General features: G+C 53.5%; 21 protein-coding genes and 1 pseudogene. 10 read left to right on the forward strand and 12 right to left on the reverse strand.

All coding sequences use genetic code 11. The features are described 5' to 3' along the window. Nucleotides 1-328 precede the first annotated feature (328 nt). The gene (locus DCH402_RS22475) at nucleotides 329-502 is read left to right on the forward strand and encodes a hypothetical protein (protein WP_233276371.1); all 174 of its coding nucleotides are present in this window, start codon (nucleotides 329-331) and stop codon (nucleotides 500-502) included. Nucleotides 503-609: 107 nt separating this feature from the next. On the opposite strand, the gene DCH402_RS15570 is transcribed toward DCH402_RS22475, so the two are convergent. Beyond that, a complete protein-coding gene (locus tag DCH402_RS15570) occupies nucleotides 610-1188 on the reverse strand; it encodes a YbhB/YbcL family Raf kinase inhibitor-like protein (protein WP_200864856.1) in 579 nt (192 codons plus the stop codon). Nucleotides 1189-1267: 79 nt separating this feature from the next. On the opposite strand from DCH402_RS15570, the gene DCH402_RS15575 reads away from it, so the two are divergent. The 4 genes from DCH402_RS15575 (at nucleotide 1268) to DCH402_RS15590 (ending at nucleotide 4801) form a co-directional block, all read left to right on the forward strand. Beyond that, on the forward strand, nucleotides 1268-2221 hold the full coding sequence (locus DCH402_RS15575; protein WP_226052508.1) for a helix-turn-helix transcriptional regulator: 954 nt from the start codon (nucleotides 1268-1270) through the stop codon (nucleotides 2219-2221). Nucleotides 2222-2521: 300 nt separating this feature from the next. Continuing rightward, complete coding sequence (locus DCH402_RS15580; RefSeq protein WP_040002135.1) at nucleotides 2522-3124, forward strand: hypothetical protein; 603 nt, start codon at nucleotides 2522-2524, stop codon at nucleotides 3122-3124. After that, complete coding sequence (locus DCH402_RS21595) at nucleotides 3121-3621, forward strand: surface-adhesin E family protein (protein ID WP_152486934.1); 501 nt, start codon at nucleotides 3121-3123, stop codon at nucleotides 3619-3621. The genes DCH402_RS15580 and DCH402_RS21595 overlap by 4 nt, the downstream gene beginning before the upstream one ends. A gap of 289 nt (nucleotides 3622-3910) precedes the next feature. Beyond that, on the forward strand, nucleotides 3911-4801 hold the full coding sequence (locus DCH402_RS15590) for an oxidoreductase (protein WP_040002138.1): 891 nt from the start codon (nucleotides 3911-3913) through the stop codon (nucleotides 4799-4801). 326 nt (nucleotides 4802-5127) lie between these two features. Here the strand turns inward: DCH402_RS15590 and DCH402_RS15595 are convergent, their stop codons facing one another. The 6 genes from DCH402_RS15595 to DCH402_RS15620 are packed head-to-tail and all read right to left on the reverse strand — an operon-like array spanning nucleotide 5128 to nucleotide 10445. After that, a complete protein-coding gene (locus tag DCH402_RS15595) occupies nucleotides 5128-5970 on the reverse strand; it encodes a VOC family protein (RefSeq protein ID WP_040002140.1) in 843 nt (280 codons plus the stop codon). Nucleotides 5971-6003: 33 nt separating this feature from the next. Continuing rightward, a complete protein-coding gene (locus DCH402_RS15600) occupies nucleotides 6004-6723 on the reverse strand; it encodes an ABC transporter ATP-binding protein (RefSeq protein ID WP_040002142.1) in 720 nt (239 codons plus the stop codon). Next, nucleotides 6720-7499, reverse strand: a complete 780-nt coding sequence (locus DCH402_RS15605; protein ID WP_040002144.1) for an ABC transporter ATP-binding protein — start codon at nucleotides 7497-7499, stop codon at nucleotides 6720-6722. Before DCH402_RS15605 ends, DCH402_RS15600 begins: the two co-directional genes overlap by 4 nt. After that, a complete protein-coding gene (locus DCH402_RS15610) occupies nucleotides 7496-8383 on the reverse strand; it encodes a branched-chain amino acid ABC transporter permease (protein ID WP_040002146.1) in 888 nt (295 codons plus the stop codon). Before DCH402_RS15610 ends, DCH402_RS15605 begins: the two co-directional genes overlap by 4 nt. Then, complete coding sequence (locus DCH402_RS15615) at nucleotides 8376-9269, reverse strand: branched-chain amino acid ABC transporter permease (protein WP_040002148.1); 894 nt, start codon at nucleotides 9267-9269, stop codon at nucleotides 8376-8378. Before DCH402_RS15615 ends, DCH402_RS15610 begins: the two co-directional genes overlap by 8 nt. A gap of 48 nt (nucleotides 9270-9317) precedes the next feature. Beyond that, nucleotides 9318-10445 carry an ABC transporter substrate-binding protein gene (locus DCH402_RS15620; RefSeq protein WP_040002150.1) on the reverse strand — a complete coding sequence of 376 codons (1128 nt, stop codon included), beginning with the start codon at nucleotides 10443-10445 and terminating at the stop codon, nucleotides 9318-9320. A 737-nt stretch (nucleotides 10446-11182) separates the two neighbouring features. Between DCH402_RS15620 and DCH402_RS15625 the strand changes: the two genes are divergently transcribed. From DCH402_RS15625 to DCH402_RS15635, 3 genes are all read left to right on the forward strand, one after another. After that, nucleotides 11183-11884 (forward strand): GntR family transcriptional regulator, encoded by a 702-nt coding sequence (locus DCH402_RS15625; RefSeq protein WP_038914352.1) that lies wholly within the window; start codon nucleotides 11183-11185, stop codon nucleotides 11882-11884. Nucleotides 11885-12006: 122 nt separating this feature from the next. Beyond that, nucleotides 12007-13185, forward strand: coding sequence for a M20 aminoacylase family protein (locus tag DCH402_RS15630; RefSeq protein ID WP_040002154.1), 1179 nt, complete (start codon nucleotides 12007-12009; stop codon nucleotides 13183-13185). A gap of 2 nt (nucleotides 13186-13187) precedes the next feature. Beyond that, nucleotides 13188-13991: a pyrroline-5-carboxylate reductase family protein gene (locus DCH402_RS15635; protein WP_040002156.1), complete on the forward strand. Its 804-nt coding sequence runs from the start codon at nucleotides 13188-13190 to the stop codon at nucleotides 13989-13991. A gap of 217 nt (nucleotides 13992-14208) precedes the next feature. Here the strand turns inward: DCH402_RS15635 and DCH402_RS21610 are convergent. Further along, a pseudogene (locus DCH402_RS21610) lies at nucleotides 14209-14617 on the reverse strand (transposase); the annotation flags it as partial. A gap of 560 nt (nucleotides 14618-15177) precedes the next feature. Between DCH402_RS21610 and DCH402_RS15650 the strand changes: the two are divergent. Then, entirely contained in the window at nucleotides 15178-15795 is a 618-nt protein-coding gene (locus DCH402_RS15650) for a Fic/DOC family protein (RefSeq protein ID WP_040002168.1), read from the forward strand. Here the strand turns inward: DCH402_RS15650 and DCH402_RS22745 are convergent. Together DCH402_RS22745 and DCH402_RS15660 are read right to left on the reverse strand one after the other, a co-directional pair. Then, complete coding sequence (locus tag DCH402_RS22745) at nucleotides 15792-16052, reverse strand: hypothetical protein (protein WP_152486935.1); 261 nt, start codon at nucleotides 16050-16052, stop codon at nucleotides 15792-15794. The two genes, DCH402_RS15650 and DCH402_RS22745, sit on opposite strands and share 4 nt — an antisense overlap. A gap of 63 nt (nucleotides 16053-16115) precedes the next feature. Next, nucleotides 16116-16397 carry a hypothetical protein gene (locus tag DCH402_RS15660; RefSeq protein WP_040002172.1) on the reverse strand — a complete coding sequence of 94 codons (282 nt, stop codon included), beginning with the start codon at nucleotides 16395-16397 and terminating at the stop codon, nucleotides 16116-16118. A 9-nt stretch (nucleotides 16398-16406) separates the two neighbouring features. Between DCH402_RS15660 and mutS the strand changes: the two genes are divergently transcribed. After that, entirely contained in the window at nucleotides 16407-18965 is a 2559-nt protein-coding gene (gene mutS, locus DCH402_RS15665; RefSeq protein ID WP_040002173.1) for a DNA mismatch repair protein MutS, read from the forward strand. Nucleotides 18966-19039: 74 nt separating this feature from the next. Here mutS and DCH402_RS15670 read toward each other — a convergent pair whose 3' ends face one another. Together DCH402_RS15670 and DCH402_RS15675 are read right to left on the reverse strand one after the other, a co-directional pair. Further along, nucleotides 19040-19645: a copper resistance protein NlpE N-terminal domain-containing protein gene (locus tag DCH402_RS15670; protein WP_040002175.1), complete on the reverse strand. Its 606-nt coding sequence runs from the start codon at nucleotides 19643-19645 to the stop codon at nucleotides 19040-19042. A gap of 45 nt (nucleotides 19646-19690) precedes the next feature. Beyond that, nucleotides 19691-20239, reverse strand: a complete 549-nt coding sequence (locus DCH402_RS15675; RefSeq protein WP_012770816.1) for a YaeQ family protein — start codon at nucleotides 20237-20239, stop codon at nucleotides 19691-19693. Between the last annotated feature and the right edge of the window lie 150 nt (nucleotides 20240-20389).

The following is a 20389-nucleotide window of genomic DNA, read 5'->3' on the forward strand; positions in this document are numbered from 1 at the left end:
AGAGACACTTCCCCTGAATCTTTTCACCACAAAACAACATTGATGCCTATTCGCCAGAGAAAAAGGCACTTATCATCACCGGCTCAATATTTATCTATTTAACGCACCTATTGTCATTTTCATTTCCGATTAATGGCTTTATTTACCCATCAATCATCACCGGTATAGTTATGTAATACGATGCTTTTTTATTTATAAATACAACCATGATCGGCGTAATACTTTAAATATATCACTTCACTTGAGTTGATTATTCTTGATGAATTTAATATTTCATCATCACATCTTTGTAACAATATGTTTACTGGTGTTTTCACACCCACGGATGATGGACGGGTCATATCGTGGTGCGCCTGTACCAACGGGCTACTCGCCACACGGGAAAGGCAGCGGCCGTGAATCAGCATCAGACATCACCATTTTCGACCGTTCCGGTCTGGCGATTCAGGATCTGTATATAGCGAAAGCCGTGATTAACGCCTGGCGGCATCAACACGCTTGAGGCAGGTACATCGTTACGATAAAACCGGATACCTCCCCATCGGGTATCCGGCTTGATGCAGACGTGACGCCCCAGCAAACGGCAAAGCGTCTCTCGCGGCCAGACGATTACTGCGCCGGGCGGCCGTAGTAAGCCGTGAAACTGGCTTTGGCCAGTGTATTGGCGTTAATCATAAAGCCGCCGAGCGCCGGATTAGCATCTTGAGGGACATCCAGCGTTTTGGTTTTCAGCGCATACACGGTGAAAATGTAACGATGCGGTTTGTCACCCGCCGGCGGACAAACACCACCCCACGACGCCACCCCATAATCAATGCGGACCTGGCTAGCACCGGCAGGCAGGCGTTTGCCGCCCATTTCGCCGGCATTAGCCGCAAGGCCCGTCACATTTGCCGGAATATTCAGTACCATCCAGTGCCACCAGCCAGAACCGGTCGGCGCATCCGGGTCATAAACGGTGACGGCAAAACTCTGAGTACCTGCCGGCGCGGCGCGCCAGTTCAGCGCCGGGGATTGATTCTGCCCGCTGCAGCCGAAGCCATTGAACTCAAAGCTGGCAGGCAACGTGCTATTCGGCGCAATCGTCGGGCTGGAGAGTGTCAGAGTTTCCGCATGTGCCGTAGCCGTCACCATCAAACCGACGAGCAACGGGGCGCAAGAGCGGGTCAAACGTAAACCTGTTTTCATATTCATATTCCTGTGACTCATGGTAGGCTTTGGGTTCGTCATTCATTGCCTCACCGCGTTTACGGCTTATTGATGATGAATGTCAGAACACAGACTGAACTGTGATGCCAATGGTAGCGCGCCGGTATCGTTCCCGTTGTTCCGGCTCGTTCAACCTCTGTTCCATTTTGACCACGGATACCGGATGACGCTGACCGCACCCCCCAATCTGCCCACGACGTATTCGCCCGAACCGGTGCCTCGCCATACACCGGCCAGTTCGCTGCTTACCCATCAGATTATTGCCCGTAACCAATACGTATTACGCACGGTAGTGATGCACGCCGATCTGATTGGGCTGGTCGTTTCCGGCACCAAACAGTTGCTAGCGCCGGAAGGCCGCAGTGATTTTGCACCCGGCGAGTTATTCATATTGCCGCGCGGCACCCAATGGGATGTTGTCAACGATCCGGCACCGCAAGGGCGTTATGTAGCGCAAGTTATCAACCTGCAACCCGAGACGATAACGCGCTTTTATCAGTCTTTCGGTCAGTTCGCCGCGCTGGAACCGGTACGCAGCGCAGCCCGGGTCGCAGAGACTTCGGCAAGCATAAAAACGGCGTTTTTGCGCGCCGCCGATGCATTGAGCGACGCAAACTGTTCGACAACGCTCAGCGAACACCGGGTGTTGGAAGTATTGCTCTTGCTGGCTGAACACGCCGGTGTGGTACTGGCGCCGCCGGGAGCATTGAACTGGAGCGAGCGGGTGCGGCGGCTGGTGGCGCAGCGCCCGTATGATCACTGGTCGGCAAGCCGTGTAGCGCAAGCGCTGTCCACAACCGCCAGCACCCTGAACCGCCGACTGGCACAGGAAGGCCACACCATCACTACCTGTGTGCGGGATACCCGGCTGGAAACGGCAATGGTGTTATTGCAGTCATCCGAACGCCCGGTCGCCGCCATCGCCCTTGACGTCGGTTATGAATCCCACAGCAAATTCACCGCCGCTTTCCGTCGCCGATTCGGCGTTGTGCCATCGGCATTGCGTGGGTGAGGGGTATCACACTGATGCCAAGGATAGGAACGGTTCCACTGACTTCAGTATTTCAAGAAACGACGAGTCGATAAAACACCGGGTATCCCAACTCCCAAGAATCTCTTTTTTTACAAATATAGAAAGAAATATATCTGGTGAGGTTTCAGCAAATACATAGAGTTAAAACAGGTTCATTTACAAATGCGCATTGCTCCATCGAATATAAAGTTGACTTTACACAGATTTTTCCCTGTGCGAAGTCATGTAAAATTATTCCATCCCTAATTAATAACCAATCCATTGATAGTAGGATATTTTATGAAGCTCATATTCACTCTGGTATTAGCTGTAAGTGCTATAGGAGCAGTGCAGGCCAAGACTCTCCCTGAAAGCCTTCTTCGCTGTGACAGTAGTTTTTTCAGCGAGCTCTATAGCCAGCAGGCCAAGTTTAAAAACGTTGTACCGCTAACGACCGACCAAGCACGGCATGCCTGGTTCACTGCCCCCAAAGGCAATGGTGACATGCTGTGGTTCTCTCAGCCAGTTCGTGTGGGGCAACTAACACTTTCCGGTTATTGGTCGAAAAAGAGCGACCTCGCAGAGTTAGGTAAATATTATTTCTGGGGGCTGGTTATCGAGGAATCGCCGAAAGTGGTGATGGCGGCGTTATCGGAGGCAAATTGGCAAAAAGCGGGTGACGAATATATATCTAATCCGATGATTAAACGTCCTGATGATCGTGAATGGCAAGCCAATTCAAGTGCGGCCAGCGGCATTGCTCCAGCCAAAGGCAGCATAGAAAAACTTGCACTACTGGAGGTGAGTAATGGCAAAACCAAGCTACTCTGTTCGGTGCAAGGCAGCGTAACAGAAGGTGATTTACTTCCACTGCGACCGGATCTGGCTGGAAACAAACAATGAAATACTTAATTCTGTGTACCACATTAGCACTGCTTGCAGGCTGTTCCAGTCCAAATAAAGTGCCAACTGTTGGCCCGCGCCCCGCTGGATTGCTAAAGCTGCTTGAAGACAATACGGGAGGTACATATGCCGACATGCGTAGCGTTTCAAGCTACCAGAACAACACACATTTGCGCCGTTTCTTTCTCATTAATAACTACATAGGGCCAAGACGTGTACAAACCGATCCCCCCGTTTATGTCTCCAGCTCGCGTGTGATTAACGTTGTTAATTGCGATACTCAAGAGCGTGCACAGTTTGAGCGCATCTATTTTTCTCAGTACTGGGGACAAGGTGATGCGATCTTAAAACGCGAGGCTGTAGGACAATGGGAAAAATTCCCGAAAGAGTCATTAATCGGCATCATCGCTGATAGTATTTGCAAGATTGAACCGGCCCATCTGAAGCCGGAACCACCAAAGGATACGCGTGCCACACTACTCGGCGAGATGTTGTAAGTAGACCTATTTTTAATTCTGCGTACTTTTGGGGATTCCAGGGTTTTCAGTTATCCGCTGATATTCTCCCGGCCTTCGGTTATTCAGGGATTCATGGGGCGCTCGTACTCCAACCACCGGCACCGCATGATTTCCCTGACTCGATTCAGAGTTCTGAACCGGTAAATACCCAGTATCTCTTTCATCTGTTCAACACATTCAACGAATATACTGTTACCAATCTGCTCTGTTGGCATGCTCGGTCATCGCTACCGGTTCCGTAATGATCATTGAATCAGGAGAACACAAAATGTCAGACCATCCCACAATGGCGCTTCTGGGTCCGGGTGCTATCGGTACGACCATCGCTGCGGTACTGCATGAAGTTGGCCGCACGCCACGCCTTTGCGGACGCACCGCGCATCCACAGTTAATTCTGCGCCGCGATGACGATACAGTTGTGGTGCCGGGCCCGGTATTGAACAATCCGGCGGTTATCAGCCATCCATTCGATCTGGTGTTTGTCGCGGTGAAAACCACCCAGATTGCTAGCAGCGCCGACTGGCTGGCTACACTGTGCGATGAAAACACCGTCGTGTGTGCACTGCAAAACGGTGTCGAGCAGAAAAAATTGTTGGAACCTTGGGTCAACGGCGCACAGGTGTTGCCTTCGGTAGTCTGGTTCCCGGCACAGCGTGAGCCTGACGCATCCGTCTGGTTGCGCGCCCAACCCCGCCTGACGCTGCCGGATGTGCCGCAGGCAAAATGGGTAGTGGATGCGCTCAGCGGCACTCGCTGTACGGTTGAATTATCATCCGATTTTATCTCGGTGGCCTGGCGCAAACTGCTGCATAATGCCGCCGCGGGACTGATGGTGCTGGCTAATCGTCGTACCGGGATGTTCTCACGCGGAGATGTCACGGAACTGGCGCTGGCTTATCTGCACGAATGTCTGGCGGTAGCACATGCGGAAGGCGCGGTACTTGATGAAAATGTTCCACAGGAGATTGTTGACGCCTTCCATCATGCTCCCGCGGATTTGGGCACCTCAATTCTCGCCGACCGACAGGCGAACCGCCCGTTGGAATGGGATATCCGCAACGGCGTGATCCAACGTTATGGTCGTTCACAGGGTATTCCAACCCCTATCAGCGACGTGCTGGTGCCGCTGCTGGCGGCAGGAAGCGAGGGGCCGGGGTGAAGCAGCCTTCTCCCAGTCGCCCCATCCCAGCATCGCGTACCGGGCAACCTTCTCAAGCTCAGCACGGCTGGCGCCATCGCGCGCCTGCAACACCATGCCGCCTTGTACCGCCAGAACATAACGAGCAAGCCCGTTAATATTCACCGAGGCTGCGAGATCCCCTTCGCTGACCGCTTGCGAAAACCGGAGTTCCCGCGTTCGACGCGCCTATCGTAAGCTCCGTCTGCCGGGGCTTACCTGATTTTCCTGTGGGTCTGGTTTATAAATCCCGGTAGGGCCTGGGCATCTGTCGTCCTGCCTCTTCCTTCGTTTTCTGGCTCTCCCCTCTACGCTTTTTCCGCAAAACGCATCGCCAGCCATTGTGCCTGCTGCTGCATCACCAGCACCTGATGGCCCTGCTCGCGCCACTGAATATCGCCCTGGCTAAGGCAGCGCCTGAGCTGCCCCAGTGAGGCCACCTGAAAACAGAGCGCCACCATTTTCGCCGGAGCCTGCGCAGCGACAGGCGGCAGCGCGAACTCCTGGCTGGCCTGTTGATGCGTGATAATACGCAGGCAGCAGGTTCCTGAATCAAGCACATAACCACCGTTCTCCTCCGCGCGAGCCTCCGTACTGAATAACTGGCGATACAGCGCCAGCGTCTGTTCAGGTTGAGGCGAGGCAATAACGAACGCGGACAGCGCCTGCACGCCATTCGGATGTACTTGCCAGGCGGGCTGCCAGACGGCCTGCGGCGTCTGATGTTCGCAGAAAAAACTGAAGCCGTATGCCACGGCGCTGGCGCGGATCCGCGAGATACAGAACCGGGCCTCAGCCTGGCTGCCGTCCGGCAGTATCACCGGGCGTGAGAAGCGGGTCGGCGGTTCGCCATCGAGTTGACATTGCTGGAGGTGACGCCATACCGCATGCGCATCCTGGGTTTTCCAGACCAGCCCGGCAAGGCCTGGCGCAACGTTCCATAAACCTCGCGAGTCAGTCTGCCTGGCGGGCTCATAGCCTAAAAGCTCCAGATAGTTATCGGCAAAGATGGCCAGATGGTTGCTGGAGCCCATCGAATGGTGTCCCCGCGTACTGAGCTGAAATCCCATCCGCTGGAACAAGGATTGCGCCTGATCCAGCTCTTCATCGACATTAATCACCGCGTGATCGATAACCGGGGTAATCGGCATGGTGTATTCCTTCTGTTCTTTTTATTGATCCTGTCAGGCGGCACGACCGCCAAAATAGAGCTCGCGCATACGGGGGTCGTCCAGCAGAACCCGCGCGCTGCCCTCCATTGCTACTTTCCCCAGCGCCAGCACGTAAGCCCGGTCGGAAATGTGCAGTGCCTCCATGGCGTTCTGCTCGACCATCAAAATAGTCACTTTTTCCTTGCGGCGAATGGTTTGTATGGCGCTAAACACTTCCGTCAGCATTTTCGGTGACAGCCCGGCCGACGGTTCATCAAGCAGCAGTACCGCAGGTTCAGGCATCAGTGCGCGGGCGAGCGCGAGAATTTGTCGCTCGCCGCCGGAAAGCGCGGACGCGGGCGATTGCCACTTTTTATGTAACACCGGGTAATGTTCCGCCAGTTGCGCCATCCGCTGCTTACGCTGGCCGGGCGCTAAAAACTGTCCCCCGGTTTGCAGGTTTTCTGCCACGGTCAGAGTGTTGAAGACGTTGTCCAGTTGCGGGACAAACCCGAGCGCGCATTCACGGATTTTTCGGTGCACCGGAATTTTGGCTGTTTCCTGTCCATCGATTTCAACCCGTCCTTCGCGCGGGGAGACAAAACCGGCAATCGATTTCAGCAAGGTGGATTTGCCGCAGCCATTTGGCCCCAGCAGCGTCACGATTTCCGCCTGTTTAACGTGCAACGAAATACCATGCAGAATATCAATCCCTGGGGTATAACCGGCGACCACGTTTTCGAGGGTAATCATACCGCCTCCTGCAATGTTGCGGTGCTGTGCCCGAGATAGGCTTCCAGCACCTGCTGGTTCTGCGCCAGTTCGTCCGGGCGGCAACTGGCGACAATCTGCCCGCGATCCAACACAATGCAGCGCTGACACAAGGTGTTAATAAAGTGCATGTCGTGCTCGATAACCAAAAGCGAAATGCCCTGACGACTCAGGTTGACCAGCGTTTCCACCAGTTCCTGGCGTAATTTCGGGTGCACACCCGCCATAGGTTCATCCAGCATCAGTAGCGTCGGTTTGCCCATCAACGCGCAGGCAATGCCCAGTAATTTTTTCTGTCCGCCGGAAAGCGCCGCAGCAGGCAGGTCTTTCACTTTGGTTAACAACAAGGTGTCGAGTAATTCGCTGGCGCGGACTCGGTCTTCCTGTTCGACTTTATGCCCGGAAGCCAGCCCCAGCAGACCGTTGAATAACCCGTGCTGACGAGTACCCGCCGCCATCACGACTTCCATCACGCTCATTTTTTCCGGCATGACAGGAAGCTGGAAGGTGCGCGCAATGCCTGCCTGGATAATTCGGTGACTGGGCTGACACGCAATAGCGCGGCCATCAAATGTGATGCTACCGCCATCCGGTCGGGTAAAACCGGAAATGGTGTTGAGCAGCGTGCTTTTACCGGAACCATTCGGCCCCAGCAGGCCAAGAATTTCGCCCTTTTCCAGCGTAAATGATACGGATGTCAGTACCTGGTTGCCGCCAAAGGCTTTGCTGACACCAGCCACTTCAAGCAAACGGCTCATGATAACGTCCTTAATTTTTCAGGTAACAGGCCGCCCGGCCGGGTGAGCAGGCACAGCAATAAAGCCAGACCGACCAACCCCAGGCGCAAAGCGCCAGTCAGGTCTGAACTGATATGGAAATAATCTTTTGCGAAGGGGATAAAGTTATACAGCCCTTCTACCAACAACACGCCCAGCAGCACGCCGCGCACATTGCCAATACCGCCGATCATTACCATGCTCCAGATAAGAAAGGTTTCCGAAGAGAGCAAATAATCCGGGCTGACATAGTCGGTGTACCAGGCCAGTAACATACCGGCCAGACAGCACATCACCGCGCTACTCATTAACGCCCGGCATTTCAGCCATAGCAGCGCATAGCCCATGCAGATAGCCAATTGAGGTTGCTCGCGCATCAGGCGTAGCGCCCGGCCAAACCGGCTGGTGCCGATCCGCAGGCTGGCAAGCGTGGCGATGATGACGCAAAGCAGGATAATGACCGCAAAGATGCGCGTATCGGCGACGGTATCGCCGGTTGACCAGGGCGCAGACAGCCCGCCAATCCCCTGCGCGCCGCCCGTCAGACGGTCTTCATTGACGACCGCAATACGGATGATTTCAGCCAGTGCCAGCGTGGCGATGCCCCAGTAATCCGCCGTGAGCTGACGACCCAGCAACGTCATCAGCGCGCTGATAACAATGGCACACAGTAACCCGGCCGGGATCACCAGCCACAGCGGCAACCCAAAATGGCTTCCCAGACCGATGGCATAAGCGCCGGTTCCGACAAACACGATATGACCGAAATTCAGCAAACCGGCATAACCTGCCTGTAAATTCAGGGCAAGTGCGACAATGGCATAGATCCCGCCAAGGCAAAGGATATGCAGTAAAAACTCAGACACGGCGGACCTCCCGGTTAAACAGGCCATAAGGACGCAGCAACAGCGCCAGCAGCAAAATCACAAACGATGAGGCATTCACCCAGGTTACCGGGATAAACACTAAGTCGCCGCCGAACAGCCAGCTCCAGTCGATGTTGGTAACGAGGGTTTCGGTTGCCGCGATAAGGAGTGCGCCAAAAATAGCGCCCATTGGGTTTCCCAGCCCGCCGAGAATGGCGGCAGCGAGTACCGGCAACATCAGATCATTGCCCTGGTTAACCCATGCGCTGGCGTTCATCGCCAGCATGCTGCCTCCCACAGCGGCCAGCATTCCGGCCACCAGATTGACGTTGTGGATAATGGCACTGGCATTCAACCCGGAGGCCGCCGCCAGATCCCGGTTACTGGCCAGCGCACGGATAGCGCGACCTTGCGGCGTGCGAAACAGCAGCAGGCTGAACATCACCACCAACGACATCGTGACGCCAAGACTCCAGAGCTCGTCGGTCGAGATGCGTGTGTCCCCCACCAGCAAGAGTTCGCCCACTGGCAGGGAATAATTCACCGGGGCCGATCCTTCAACCCCGAGAACCAGTGCAATCAGCACCATCGATACCGCCAGCGAGCCAATCATGGCGTTAGCGGTGCCGCGTTTTAGCAGCGGCTGGTACACCCAGTGATGCAACATCATGGACAGCATGCCGCAGACCATTGCCGAAAACACGATTGCCATAGACAACGGCATGCCAAGACGAAGCCCGGCGGCGGTAATAAATGAACCGACCATGGCATATTGCATATGGGCGATATTGGCGAACCGTACCAGCCCGTACACCAGGCTTAATCCCAGCGCGACCAGCGACAAATCCGCCGTGCGAATCAATGTATCAATCAAAAACTGCAGCATGGTGTTTCCCCGATGATGTAGCGTGAACTGGCGAGATAAAGCGGCTCGTTACCGGGGAACCGGTACGCCATTAAACGCTTTCACTTTCAGGTATGGCTGGGACTGACGCTGGTTATCGGCATCCAGATTTAATGTGCCGGTAATCCCCGTAAAGCCAGGCGCAATGGTTTTCATTGCCGCGATCATCGCTGCCGGATCGGCACTGTGTGCTTTATCAATCGCTGCCGCCGCCAGCATCACGCTATCCCAGGCATAGCTGCCGTACACGGAACGCGGTTTCTCATGGAATTTTTGCTGGTACAGCTCAGCATAATTTGCGCCGTTGCCGCTCGCCGCTTTCTGGTCAATACCCGCGACTTCCATACCCACCTGTCCGTTGGTGTACTGCGCCGGAGAACCTTCAATAGCCATGGTTAAATACATGCCATACCAGGGCGTTTTATTCAGCCCCAGTTCCCAGGCCTCACGGTTGAGCACAATGGCATCCTGGCCGTAACTGGTATAGACATAGGCTTGCGGATGGGCGCGGGAGATTTGCTCCAACTCACGGCGATAAGAAGGCTGACCGCTGGCATAGAGCACTTTGGCAACCACTTTGCCACCCGCTTTTTCAAACGCTTTGGTGAACTGCTCCGCCATCCCCTGCCCGTAAGCCCCATCAGGTGCGATAAAGGCTACGCTGCTGTAACCGAGCTGGCGCACATCTTGTGCCGAGAAGCTCGCGGAAAGGGAATCCAGGCCAATAACGCTCCAGGACGTAGCGCCGATTTTGCGGATATCGGTGCTGGTGCCGGAAATATTGATGTGCAACAGATTGTTCTTCACCAGATATTGCCCAACCGGAATGGTGACGCTGGAGGAAAAACTACCCACCACTAACGGCACATGGTTAACCTGGGTTAACTTGCGCACGGCATTCAGGCCGGTTACCGGGCTTTCAGCGGAATCTTCCACGATCACATGTAATGGCTGACCATTAACGCCGCCCTGGGCATTGACCTGTTCAACCGCCAGTTCAATACCACGGCGCTGATCTTCACCAATGCTTGCGCTGGTGCCGGTTAAGGGCAAAATCGCCCCCATGTTCACATCGGCCTGCGCCGTGTGCGCCAGACCTAACAACGTCATACCTGCCAGTGTTGACAGCGCCATGCCCTGCCCAAAACGATTTTTCATGTTGGTTCTCCGGTTTGCTGTTGCCGACTTCTGAGGCCGGTGTTTTGTCGCCTGTGCAAACGTGCACAAGCCTGCCTGGTCATGCCAAAAAAGTGCGCACCAAAGTGAATATATAAGTGCATACACTTATGTATTAAGCAAAGACGATGCCAGAAAGCCAGGATATTCCCGACAGCACGTGCTTATTTCAGGTGAGACAAATGCAAATTCCCGAATAAATACAAGGAAATCTAAAATAATAAAAATCGCATAGTAAAACTTTTATTTTCTTTTTACCGTGGTTTATAAAAAAGCCTGCGTACAAAAGTGAAGTCACTTTGATTCATTTTGGTGCAACGCTGACGCAAAATGGTGCGAAAAAAAACCACGACAACAAATAATATAAAAAAACTTATAAATCATTAACTTTTAAATAGAACAAAAGTGTATTCACTTTTGTGTTGAGTTGTTTTTTTTGCTGTGCTATCTATACCCTAAATAATTCAAGTTGCAGGACAACACGCTGGCGTGTTGAACAACGCCACGCGTTGGCCCTTTAGGGCAAGGCTCATTAGAGCCTTGTAATGCGGCAAGTGAGTGAATCCCGATGAGCTTACTCAGGTAAGTGATTCGGGTGAACGAACGCAGCCAACACACCTGCAACTTGAAGTATGACGGATATATAAAAACATTACGTGAAATAACCTGTGCAGCATTTTTATTTTCGTGCTGAGTGTGCGGTAAATTAAGGGGATAATGTGGTTGCTATTAAAAAGAAATCCCGTAGCGCTGACAGTGTGGAAAAGGTCTACGAGAAAGTGAAAGGCCTGGCGATTGATTACCACTTTCGTCCCGGCGAACGGGTGAATGAAGTTGAGCTTGCTGCACAACTGGGCGTCTCGCGCACCCCAGTACGGGAAGCGCTAAACCGTCTGGCAAAAGACGGCTTTATGAACTTTGTCCCTAACCGGGGTTTTTACTCCCGCGACCTGACGCCGGAGGGTGTCCGCGAGCTGTATGAAGTGCGAATGGTGATAGAGCAATCAACCTTTCGTTTCGCCTGCCTGCGGGCAACCGATGAAGAGATCGCCGCGACCACGGCTATCTGGGAGGAAGTGAGCCAGCATCGCCCGGCGCAAACCGAACAGGACTGGGCGAAGATAGCGGAAATCGATGAACGTTTCCACATGGAGATAGCCCGTATTTCCCATAACGGTCGGCTCTATGAAATGCTCGATAGCCTGAATTCGCTCAGCCGCTTTTTCCGGCGTATCGATCTCGAAACGCCCGTGCGCAGGAATAATGCTTATGACGAGCATGTCGACATTATCGCGGCTTTACGTCAGCGGGATATAGAAAAAGGCGTGGTGCTGATTGAGCAACATATTTCATTGAGCGCCGAGCACGCGGTTGAAGTGACAAAAGAAGGGCTGGCCAGGATCTATTTTGGTAAGCCCTGAGCTGCTCTTTTTCGTTAAAAAAAACACAATAATTTAATCCACTACCAGAAGGCATTATGCGTTCTGGTAATTCATTCACAGCGTCATGCTGCGGCATTGTGCCGGGAAAATGTAGAGGAAATATGTGCTCCATTCCCGAAGACATTATTCAACAGGCGATTATCTGGCGACGTGAGATTCATGCGCGCCCGGAGATTGGCTTACAAGAGTTTAATACTTCCGCGAAAATCAGCAGCCTGCTACGCGAATATGATCTTGAAGTGCATACCGGTATCGCGGGTACTGGCGTGGTTGGTGTTCTTCGCAATGGTGAAGGGCCGGCAATAGCCCTGCGCGCTGATATTGATGCATTACCCATCCAGGAAAATAACGCCGTTGCATGGTGCTCAACCTCGGCAGGCACGATGCACGCCTGTGGACATGACGGGCATACTGCCATTCTACTGGGAGCGGCGCGCTATCTCAGCCAGACCAGAGCGTTCAATGGTACGGTGTACTTTATTTTTCAGCCTGCGGAAGAGAATGCCGGTGGCGGGCGTTTGATGGTGGAAGAAGGGATCTTTACGCGCTTCCCTGTTTCTGCGGTTTATGCGCTGCACAACTGGCCGGGGCTGCCGGTAGGGGAAGTGGCCGTTAGCGCAGGCCCAATGATGGCTTCGCAGGACAACTTTTTTATCACGCTGACTGGCGTGGGATGCCATGCGGCGATGCCGGAAAAAGGGGCCGATCCGGTGTTGGCCGGTGCACACCTGATTACCGCATTGCAAACGATCACGACGCGCCGCCTCTCTCCGTTGGACAGCGCCGTGATCAGCGTGACGCAACTACAGGCCGGAGAAGCAATAAATGTCGTCCCGCAGACAATGCACTTATCCGGCACGTTGCGTTGCCTGAGTCAGGCCGCCAGAGCGCGTTGCCAGACCCTGATGGCGGAGTATGTCGAACAGCTCGCCCAGCCGTTTGGCGTCACTGGCAACATTCGCTGGGAATACGGTTACCCGGTAACCGTCAACCATGCGCAACAGGCAAAAATTCTGGCGGATGCCGCACGCCAAGTCCCCGGGATCACGCAAGTCCACACGCAGTTATCGCCATCCATGGCGGCAGAAGATTTCGCCTATTTTCTGGAAGCCTGTCCGGGCGCTTATCTGTGGCTGGGGGCCGATGGCCCAACGCCCGGCGCAGCATTACATAACCCGCATTATGATTTTAATGACCAACTTATCGCACCCGGCATCGGTCTTTGGGTATCGCTGGTGGAGAGGTCATTGGGCCCTGTTTCTGTTACTTCCGAGGATTAACTATGAGCCATATCCACTTTATTGGTGCCGGTCAAATGACCGAAGCGATTCTGCGCGCCGCCTTAAAACGCGGGGCATTAACCCCGGATGAGGTCAGCTTATCGGATATTGATCCAGCGCGAATTGAAACGCTAAAAGCACGCTATCTGTTGAGCAATACACAAGATCTGCCCAACGCGCTGGCTGCAGCGGATCACATTGTGATGGGGGTACGCCCGCAGGATGATATTGCCGGTGTCGCACAACTGATTAAGCAGCATGCAGCGCCACAGGCGTCGGTCATTTCTATTATTGCTGGCGTCACGCTGGCCCAGCTGTCTTTGATGCTGGGCGAGTCGCGCCCGATTACGCGGATCATCCCGAATACGCTGACGGATACCGGGCTGGGCTACAGCGGCGTGGCGTTTAATGCTTATGTCAACAGTGCGTCCGTTATGCCATTCCTCGAAAGTTTCGGCAAGGTGATGGTGCTGGAGGAACGGCTGATTGACGTCTTCACCGGTTTTGCTGTCGCTGGCGTCAACTATGTCTATTACTTTGTCGAAGCGCTGGCTGATGCCGGTGTTCTTGCCGGATTAACCCGCACTCAATCCACGCAGGTGGTGTGGGAAAATCTGGTCGGCGCGGTTGAAATGCTTAAATTATCCGGACGCCATCCGCGCCAACTGATGGATATTAATAACTCTCCGGCGGGTGTCGGCATTAATGGTTTATACGAGTTGAATAAAAGTGATTTCGCCGCTGGCCTGCAAAGCAGCGTTCTGGCTGCAGTACGCCGTACAACCGAGCTTTCCGGTCAAAAATAACGTTACTTTTTAATAAGGTTGGTCTATGTCAGCAATTTTGTATTAGGGTGATTACCAAGGGATACTGACGGTATAATTACCAGGCGACTTTGTCGCAGTCGCTAATTACCACGGGAAATTGACGGTTGATCCATAACCGTGTTCTGTGAGTGTTTTTTGTACACTCACAGAATGCTAAGGATGATCACGTTGAACTCCGAAGCTCAATTGACCGTGGATGTCTGGCTGTGACATGCCGACGGGGACGTTTTGTCCGCAGATTCAGCCCTTCCAGACAATAAATTCGGTGTGTTTTCTTGTGGTTGACTAACCAGCCTTCCCGCCGCAGAAGAATATGAATACGCTGGCAACCATAGCGAACCCGAGCTGCAGCAATCTCTCTTATCCTCTGAGTCAGGGCCCTGTCATCGCGGCAGCTGCGATAGTTGTACACCGTACGACTTTGCATCATCAGGCGGCAGCCACGACGCAGTTCTGTCACCCCCAGACCGGCAAATTTCTTCTTCCAGTTATAAAAAGTGGCCTCAGAATCCCCATCTTCTGCACACGTCCTCCACCCGGGTGCCGGTTTCGGCCTGCTTCAGCGCAAAGGCGATCTGTTCTTCGGTATAACGGGTCTTTTTCATGACGGACTGGCCTCTTTGTTCGATATAAAGAAAGACCGGATACTGCAGTTTAGATCGGTACTGATTACAGGGAAGAGATCAGGATACTTACAACGTCACCACCATCACCAAACGCGATTGTTTCGAGCGCGCTCGAAGAATACGGCCGCCCCTCTTGTTTTCCTGCCTTAAAGACTCCGTTATCATGCAGCCTGCATACCAATGAAAGCCATGCTGGTCGAACATTCCTCCACTTCCGGGGGGATAACCAGGCAGGCCAGCAGTAAAGCACAGGATTTCATGAGCGCTAATGAGCATCGCCAGTATCATTAACGCATTAAAATTTAAGAAGATGGACATCACAACGCGATGAGTACACCAGAGAGTTTAGACGCCCACACCCCCATGATGCATTGGTGTGTTAATGATGATTATTAACGGTTATTTACCATCAGATTATAAAAACTATATTTTAACCTACATTTTTGTAACCATCTGATTTTATTAATATTGTTTACTGTACTCATCCAGCGTTATAATCCCTCTGTTTTTCCATCCCTCTAATAACACAGGGCATCTCCATGAGCCGATACCATGTATCCAGCAGTGAAGGTCAGTATGAGAAAGACTCTGGCGACCAAGTTTTGGCTAACAAGCTGGGGATCGCTACTTCTGATGAGATGGATGAGGCTGAACTTGTCCTGTTAGAACAACTCTACCAGTCTGTTTTTGAAGAACAGTTCCCGGAAGGGCAGCTCAGCGTAGCCATGCTAAAAAGCTGGCATCGCCGCTGGTTAGGTAACATCTACGAGTGGGCTGGACAAGAAAGAGCGGTTAATATCAGCAAAGGCGGCTTTATGTTTGCGCCCTCAGCGCAGTTGCCAAAACTGCTGAACGAATTTGATGTGAAATATCTCGCCCGTTACACACCGTGTACAAATATGAGCGAAGAAGAGCTGATTGAAGCTATCGCCATAACCCATGTTGAGCTGATACTCATCCACCCATTTAGAGAGGGAAATGGGCGCTTATCACGACTGTTAGCCGATGTAATGGCGGTTCAGGCTGGTTATAAAACACTGGATTATCAACGCTGGGAGCAGAACAAAACCCAGTATATCTCAGCTATTCACTCAGGTATGTCGATGAACTATGAGCCGATGAAACACAGGGTCAGTGAAGCATTAAGAAGGGACTAGGCAAGGCTAAGATGCGCGAACTTCTTGCGTGCGGCTTCAAGAGAAGCTTCGACGCTAGCTGATGGCTGGCCTGTTTCGACAGCCGTTGACGTCGCTACAGAACGCACGATGTCAGAGCGAGAAGGTTTAGCATAAGTTGCCTGCTCTTTTTTTCTGTTATTGACCATTAAGCCCTCTCTATCCAACGATAGTTGTTCAAAAAACACCGCAGTACAAACAGTATACCAAAACATCGAAACAACATCACATATACTCACTTGCCCCCTGCAAGCTCAGACGAGTGATACTTTCTGCTATTTTTGGTTTACGCCTATTTTACCTCACCAGCCGCGCAGGTCTCGATTTGCATCGATAGCCACGTCACCACCATCACCAAACTCGATTGTTTCGAGCGCGCTCGAAGAATACGGCCGCCCCTCTTGTTTTCCTGCCTTAAAGACTCCGTTATCATGCAGCCTGCATACCAATGAAAGCCATGCGGGTCGCGCATTGCCTATCATCGGGTGATAACCAAATCGGCCAGCAGTAAAGCACAGGATTTCATGAGCGCTAATGAGCATCGCCAGTATCATTAACGCATTAAAATTTAAGAAGATGGACATCACAACGCGATGAGTACACCAGAGAGTTTAGACGCCCACACCCCCATGATGCAGCAGTACCTGAAGCTGAAAGCCCAGCATCCCGATATTTTGCTGTTTTACCGCATGGGCGACTTCTATGAGCTGTTTTATGACGATGCCAGGCGTGCGTCGCAATTGCTGGATATCTCGCTCACCAAACGCGGCGCTTCCGCCGGCGAACCGATTCCGATGGCCGGTGTCCCTCATCATGCAGTAGAAAACTATCTGGCCAGACTGGTGCAGTTGGGTGAATCGGTCGCGATTTGCGAACAGATTGGCGACCCAGCCACTAGCAAAGGGCCGGTAGAACGCAAAGTTGTCCGCATCGTCACCCCCGGTACCATCAGTGATGAAGCGCTGTTACAGGAAAAGCAAGATAACCTGCTGGCGGCCATCTGGCAGGAAAACCGGGGATTTGGGTACGCTACACTGGATATCAGCTCTGGTCGCTTCCGGCTGGTGGAGCCGGTTGATAGGGATACCATGGCGGCCGAGTTGCAGCGCACCAATCCGGCGGAACTGCTTTATCCGGAAACCTTCGAGGCGATGCCCCTGATTGAGCACCGCCACGGGTTGCGTCGCCGTCCGTTGTGGGAATTCGAGCTTGATACCGCTCGCCAGCAGTTAAACCTGCAATTCGGCACCCGCGACCTGACCGGTTTCGGTGTCGAGCAGGCCCGGCTGGGGTTACGTGCCGCCGGTTGCCTGTTGCAGTACGCCAAAGATACCCAGCGCACATCGCTGCCGCATATCCGCGGCATCACCATGGAACGCCAGCAGGACGGCATCATTATGGATGCGGCGACCCGCCGTAATCTGGAACTGACGCAGAACCTGTCTGGTGGAGTCGACAACACGTTGGCTTGCGTTCTCGACTGTACCGTGACCGCGATGGGCAGCCGTATGCTTAAGCGTTGGTTGCACGCCCCCATTCGCGATACTCAGGCGTTGCTGCAACGTCAACAGGCCATCGGCGCTCTCCAGGATACCGCCGCTGAACTGCAACCATTTTTGCGTCAGGTCGGCGATCTGGAGCGTATTCTGGCGCGTCTGGCGTTACGTTCCGCACGCCCGCGTGATTTGGCCAGAATGCGTCACGCGTTTCAGCAACTGCCGGATATCCATGCCCTACTGGAAACCGTCAACGCCGAAGCGGTACAGCAGTTGCGCGCGCATGTCGGCCATTTCGATGAACTGCGCGACCTGCTGGAACGCGCTGTAGTGGAAACGCCGCCGGTGCTGGTGCGCGATGGCGGGGTTATTGCCGGCGGTTACAACGACGAGCTGGATGAGTGGCGTATGCTGGCCGACGGCGCCAGCGACTATCTGGAAAAACTGGAAATTCGTGAACGTGACCGGCTCGGCATCGATACCCTGAAAGTCGGCTTTAACGGCGTGCACGGTTACTACATTCAGGTTAGCCGTGGGCAAAGCCACATGGTGCCGATGAACTATGTCCGCCGCCAAACGCTCAAAAATGCCGAGCGTTACATCATTCCCGAACTGAAAGAATACGAAGATAAGGTACTGACCTCAAAAGGCAAAGCGTTAGCACTGGAAAAAGCGCTGTATGAGGAATTGTTCGACTTGTTACTGCCGCACCTGGCGGAACTCCAGCAAAGCGCCGGCGCACTGGCGGAACTGGATGTGCTCAGCAATCTGGCCGAACGTGCCGACACACTGAACTACGTCTGCCCGACGTTGAGCGACAAACCGGGGATCAAGATCACCGGTGGTCGCCACCCGGTGGTAGAGCAGGTACTGAGCGAGCCGTTTATTGCCAACCCGTTATCACTGTCGCCCCAGCGCCGGCTGCTGATCATCACCGGTCCTAACATGGGCGGTAAAAGCACCTATATGCGGCAGGCGGCACTGATCGTGCTGATGGCGCATATCGGTAGTTACGTCCCGGCCGAACAGGCGGTGATTGGCCCGGTGGACCGGATATTCACTCGCGTCGGGGCCGCCGATGACCTCGCCTCCGGTCGCTCCACCTTCATGGTGGAAATGACGGAAACCGCCAATATTCTGCATAACGCCACCGAACACAGCCTGGTACTGATGGATGAAATCGGGCGCGGCACCTCCACCTATGATGGTTTGTCGCTGGCCTGGGCCTGTGCTGAAGCACTGGCAAACAACATCAAAGCCATGACGCTGTTCGCCACCCACTATTTCGAACTCACCAACCTGCCGGAGAAAATGGAAGGCGTCATCAACATTCATCTCGACGCATTGGAACACGGCGACACGATTGCTTTTATGCATAGCGTGCAGGAGGGCGCAGCCAGCAAGAGTTACGGATTGGCGGTTGCCGCACTGGCCGGCGTACCGAAAGAGGTCATCAAACGGGCCAGACAAAAACTGAGGGAGTTGGAATCGCTGGCCGGTCATGCGTCCGCCAGCCATGTCGATGGTTCGCAGCTTGCGCTGCTCGCGCCAGTTGAGCCGTCACCGGCAATGGAGGCGCTGGAATCTATCGACCCGGATACACTGACGCCACGTCAGGCGCTGGATTGGTTGTATAAATTAAAAGGTATGCTGTAACAGTAAGCACTTTGGGCGGAGAACAGCAGTGTTCTGGTTCTCCGCTCATTGAATACGCCTATTCACTCTGCGGTTCAGGACGACGAGACAGGATAAACGATCACGCGGGAATGTGAGTAATAACTCACGCGAATGGCGGCTCCCCCCGGCGTTGCCGTAATCGAAAACACATACCCATCCGGTTGCACCGTCATATCACGCTCAGTTGCCGTGCTCAGCGCTCGCTTACCATGCTCAGAAAGCCAACTGAGACAGGCAGGCGCAGTACCGCTGTTACCTGGCTTATCTACCGCCAGCAACCGATAACGCGCCGTCGCAGCCATCGGCTGACCATCATCGTTCAGCGCTTCAAGGTCGTTGTTCAACGGGCGGAAATAACGCTTCTCACCATGACTATCGGTCAATATCAGACGTTCAGCCGTGCGACTCCAGCGACCGGATTCGGCAACCGTAGTTTTACCTGCCGCCCCGGATGAATAGCTCTCCTGCATCACAAAACTGCCGTCCGTGCTCAAAAAGAGCGATGTATCCATGTCACCGCAAGCGCCGCAAGGCAGCTTACCGCGATAGTATTGCGCCATCGGGCGTAGTGACTCATCCTGAACCTGGGAGCGGGAATGGCATCCCATCAGCCCCGATAATAAAACAACAAGCATCACCCCTGTCGCCAGTTTTTTCATCCTTATTCTCCTGCTGTGTTGTGCTGGCCTGCTGTCAGATCATCCTTAACCTTGCGCAATTTGCCAGTTACTGAACGACAATTCCAGATTATTCTGATCGTCAGACAGCCAGATAGTTCCCTCCTGCAACGTCGCCTGCAACGTCATGGTGCGCTTTGCCAGTGCAGCCAGGCTCATCAGTTGTTGATCATCCAAGAAACGCACCGTCAGGTTAGCCAGTGCTCCCGCTTTATCCGCCATGTTTTGCCACCAAACCCGGGCGGCACGTTCACCATACGCATAAAGTACAACCGACGGCGAAAGGCTACAGGCTTTCTTTAGACGTTTCTCATCCGGCAACCCCAGTTCAATCCAGAGCATCAGTCGGCCGTCGTCGCTATGTTGCCAGATTTCCGGTTCGTCATCCGCGCACAGCCCTTTGGTAAAACGCAATCGATCATCGGCATGACAAATCCACGCCAGCAGCCGCAGCATCATGCGTTGGTCGGTTTCAGAAGGGTGCTGAGCCAGTGTCAGACCGACATCCTGAAAAAAGGCGCGATCCATATCAGCGATATTGACGCTGGCTTTGTAAACCGTTGCTTTTAAGGCCATTCTCTACCCCTTGTGACAGAACCGACAGTCTACCCTAGCTGCGACAGACATCACAGCCACACGCACGAGTCTGACGGTAACAACTTAATATGCTGTTGCATTATGCTGATAACCTGCCGGGGCCTATGCTATAGTCGGGAATAAGAGGAG

The organism is Dickeya chrysanthemi NCPPB 402 (assembly GCF_000406105.1).
Lineage (GTDB): Bacteria > Pseudomonadota > Gammaproteobacteria > Enterobacterales > Enterobacteriaceae > Dickeya > Dickeya chrysanthemi.

Excerpts from the sequence above, each read along its gene's own strand:
- DCH402_RS22475 (WP_233276371.1), top strand. The coding sequence starts at position 329 with ATGGACGGGTCATATCGTGGTGCGCCTGTACCAACGGGCTACTCGCCA.
- DCH402_RS15570 (WP_200864856.1), bottom strand. The coding sequence starts at position 1,188 with ATGAAAACAGGTTTACGTTTGACCCGCTCTTGCGCCCCGTTGCTCGTC.
- DCH402_RS15575 (WP_226052508.1), top strand. The coding sequence starts at position 1,268 with ATGTCAGAACACAGACTGAACTGTGATGCCAATGGTAGCGCGCCGGTA.
- DCH402_RS15580 (WP_040002135.1), top strand. The coding sequence starts at position 2,522 with ATGAAGCTCATATTCACTCTGGTATTAGCTGTAAGTGCTATAGGAGCA.
- DCH402_RS21595 (WP_152486934.1), top strand. The coding sequence starts at position 3,121 with ATGAAATACTTAATTCTGTGTACCACATTAGCACTGCTTGCAGGCTGT.
- DCH402_RS15590 (WP_040002138.1), top strand. The coding sequence starts at position 3,911 with ATGTCAGACCATCCCACAATGGCGCTTCTGGGTCCGGGTGCTATCGGT.
- DCH402_RS15595 (WP_040002140.1), bottom strand. The coding sequence starts at position 5,970 with ATGCCGATTACCCCGGTTATCGATCACGCGGTGATTAATGTCGATGAA.
- DCH402_RS15600 (WP_040002142.1), bottom strand. The coding sequence starts at position 6,723 with ATGATTACCCTCGAAAACGTGGTCGCCGGTTATACCCCAGGGATTGAT.
- DCH402_RS15605 (WP_040002144.1), bottom strand. The coding sequence starts at position 7,499 with ATGAGCCGTTTGCTTGAAGTGGCTGGTGTCAGCAAAGCCTTTGGCGGC.
- DCH402_RS15615 (WP_040002148.1), bottom strand. The coding sequence starts at position 9,269 with ATGCTGCAGTTTTTGATTGATACATTGATTCGCACGGCGGATTTGTCG.
- DCH402_RS15620 (WP_040002150.1), bottom strand. The coding sequence starts at position 10,445 with ATGAAAAATCGTTTTGGGCAGGGCATGGCGCTGTCAACACTGGCAGGT.
- DCH402_RS15630 (WP_040002154.1), top strand. The coding sequence starts at position 12,007 with ATGTGCTCCATTCCCGAAGACATTATTCAACAGGCGATTATCTGGCGA.
- DCH402_RS15635 (WP_040002156.1), top strand. The coding sequence starts at position 13,188 with ATGAGCCATATCCACTTTATTGGTGCCGGTCAAATGACCGAAGCGATT.
- DCH402_RS15650 (WP_040002168.1), top strand. The coding sequence starts at position 15,178 with ATGAGCCGATACCATGTATCCAGCAGTGAAGGTCAGTATGAGAAAGAC.
- DCH402_RS15660 (WP_040002172.1), bottom strand. The coding sequence starts at position 16,397 with ATGTCCATCTTCTTAAATTTTAATGCGTTAATGATACTGGCGATGCTC.
- mutS (WP_040002173.1), top strand. The coding sequence starts at position 16,407 with ATGAGTACACCAGAGAGTTTAGACGCCCACACCCCCATGATGCAGCAG.
- DCH402_RS15670 (WP_040002175.1), bottom strand. The coding sequence starts at position 19,645 with ATGAAAAAACTGGCGACAGGGGTGATGCTTGTTGTTTTATTATCGGGG.
- DCH402_RS15675 (WP_012770816.1), bottom strand. The coding sequence starts at position 20,239 with ATGGCCTTAAAAGCAACGGTTTACAAAGCCAGCGTCAATATCGCTGAT.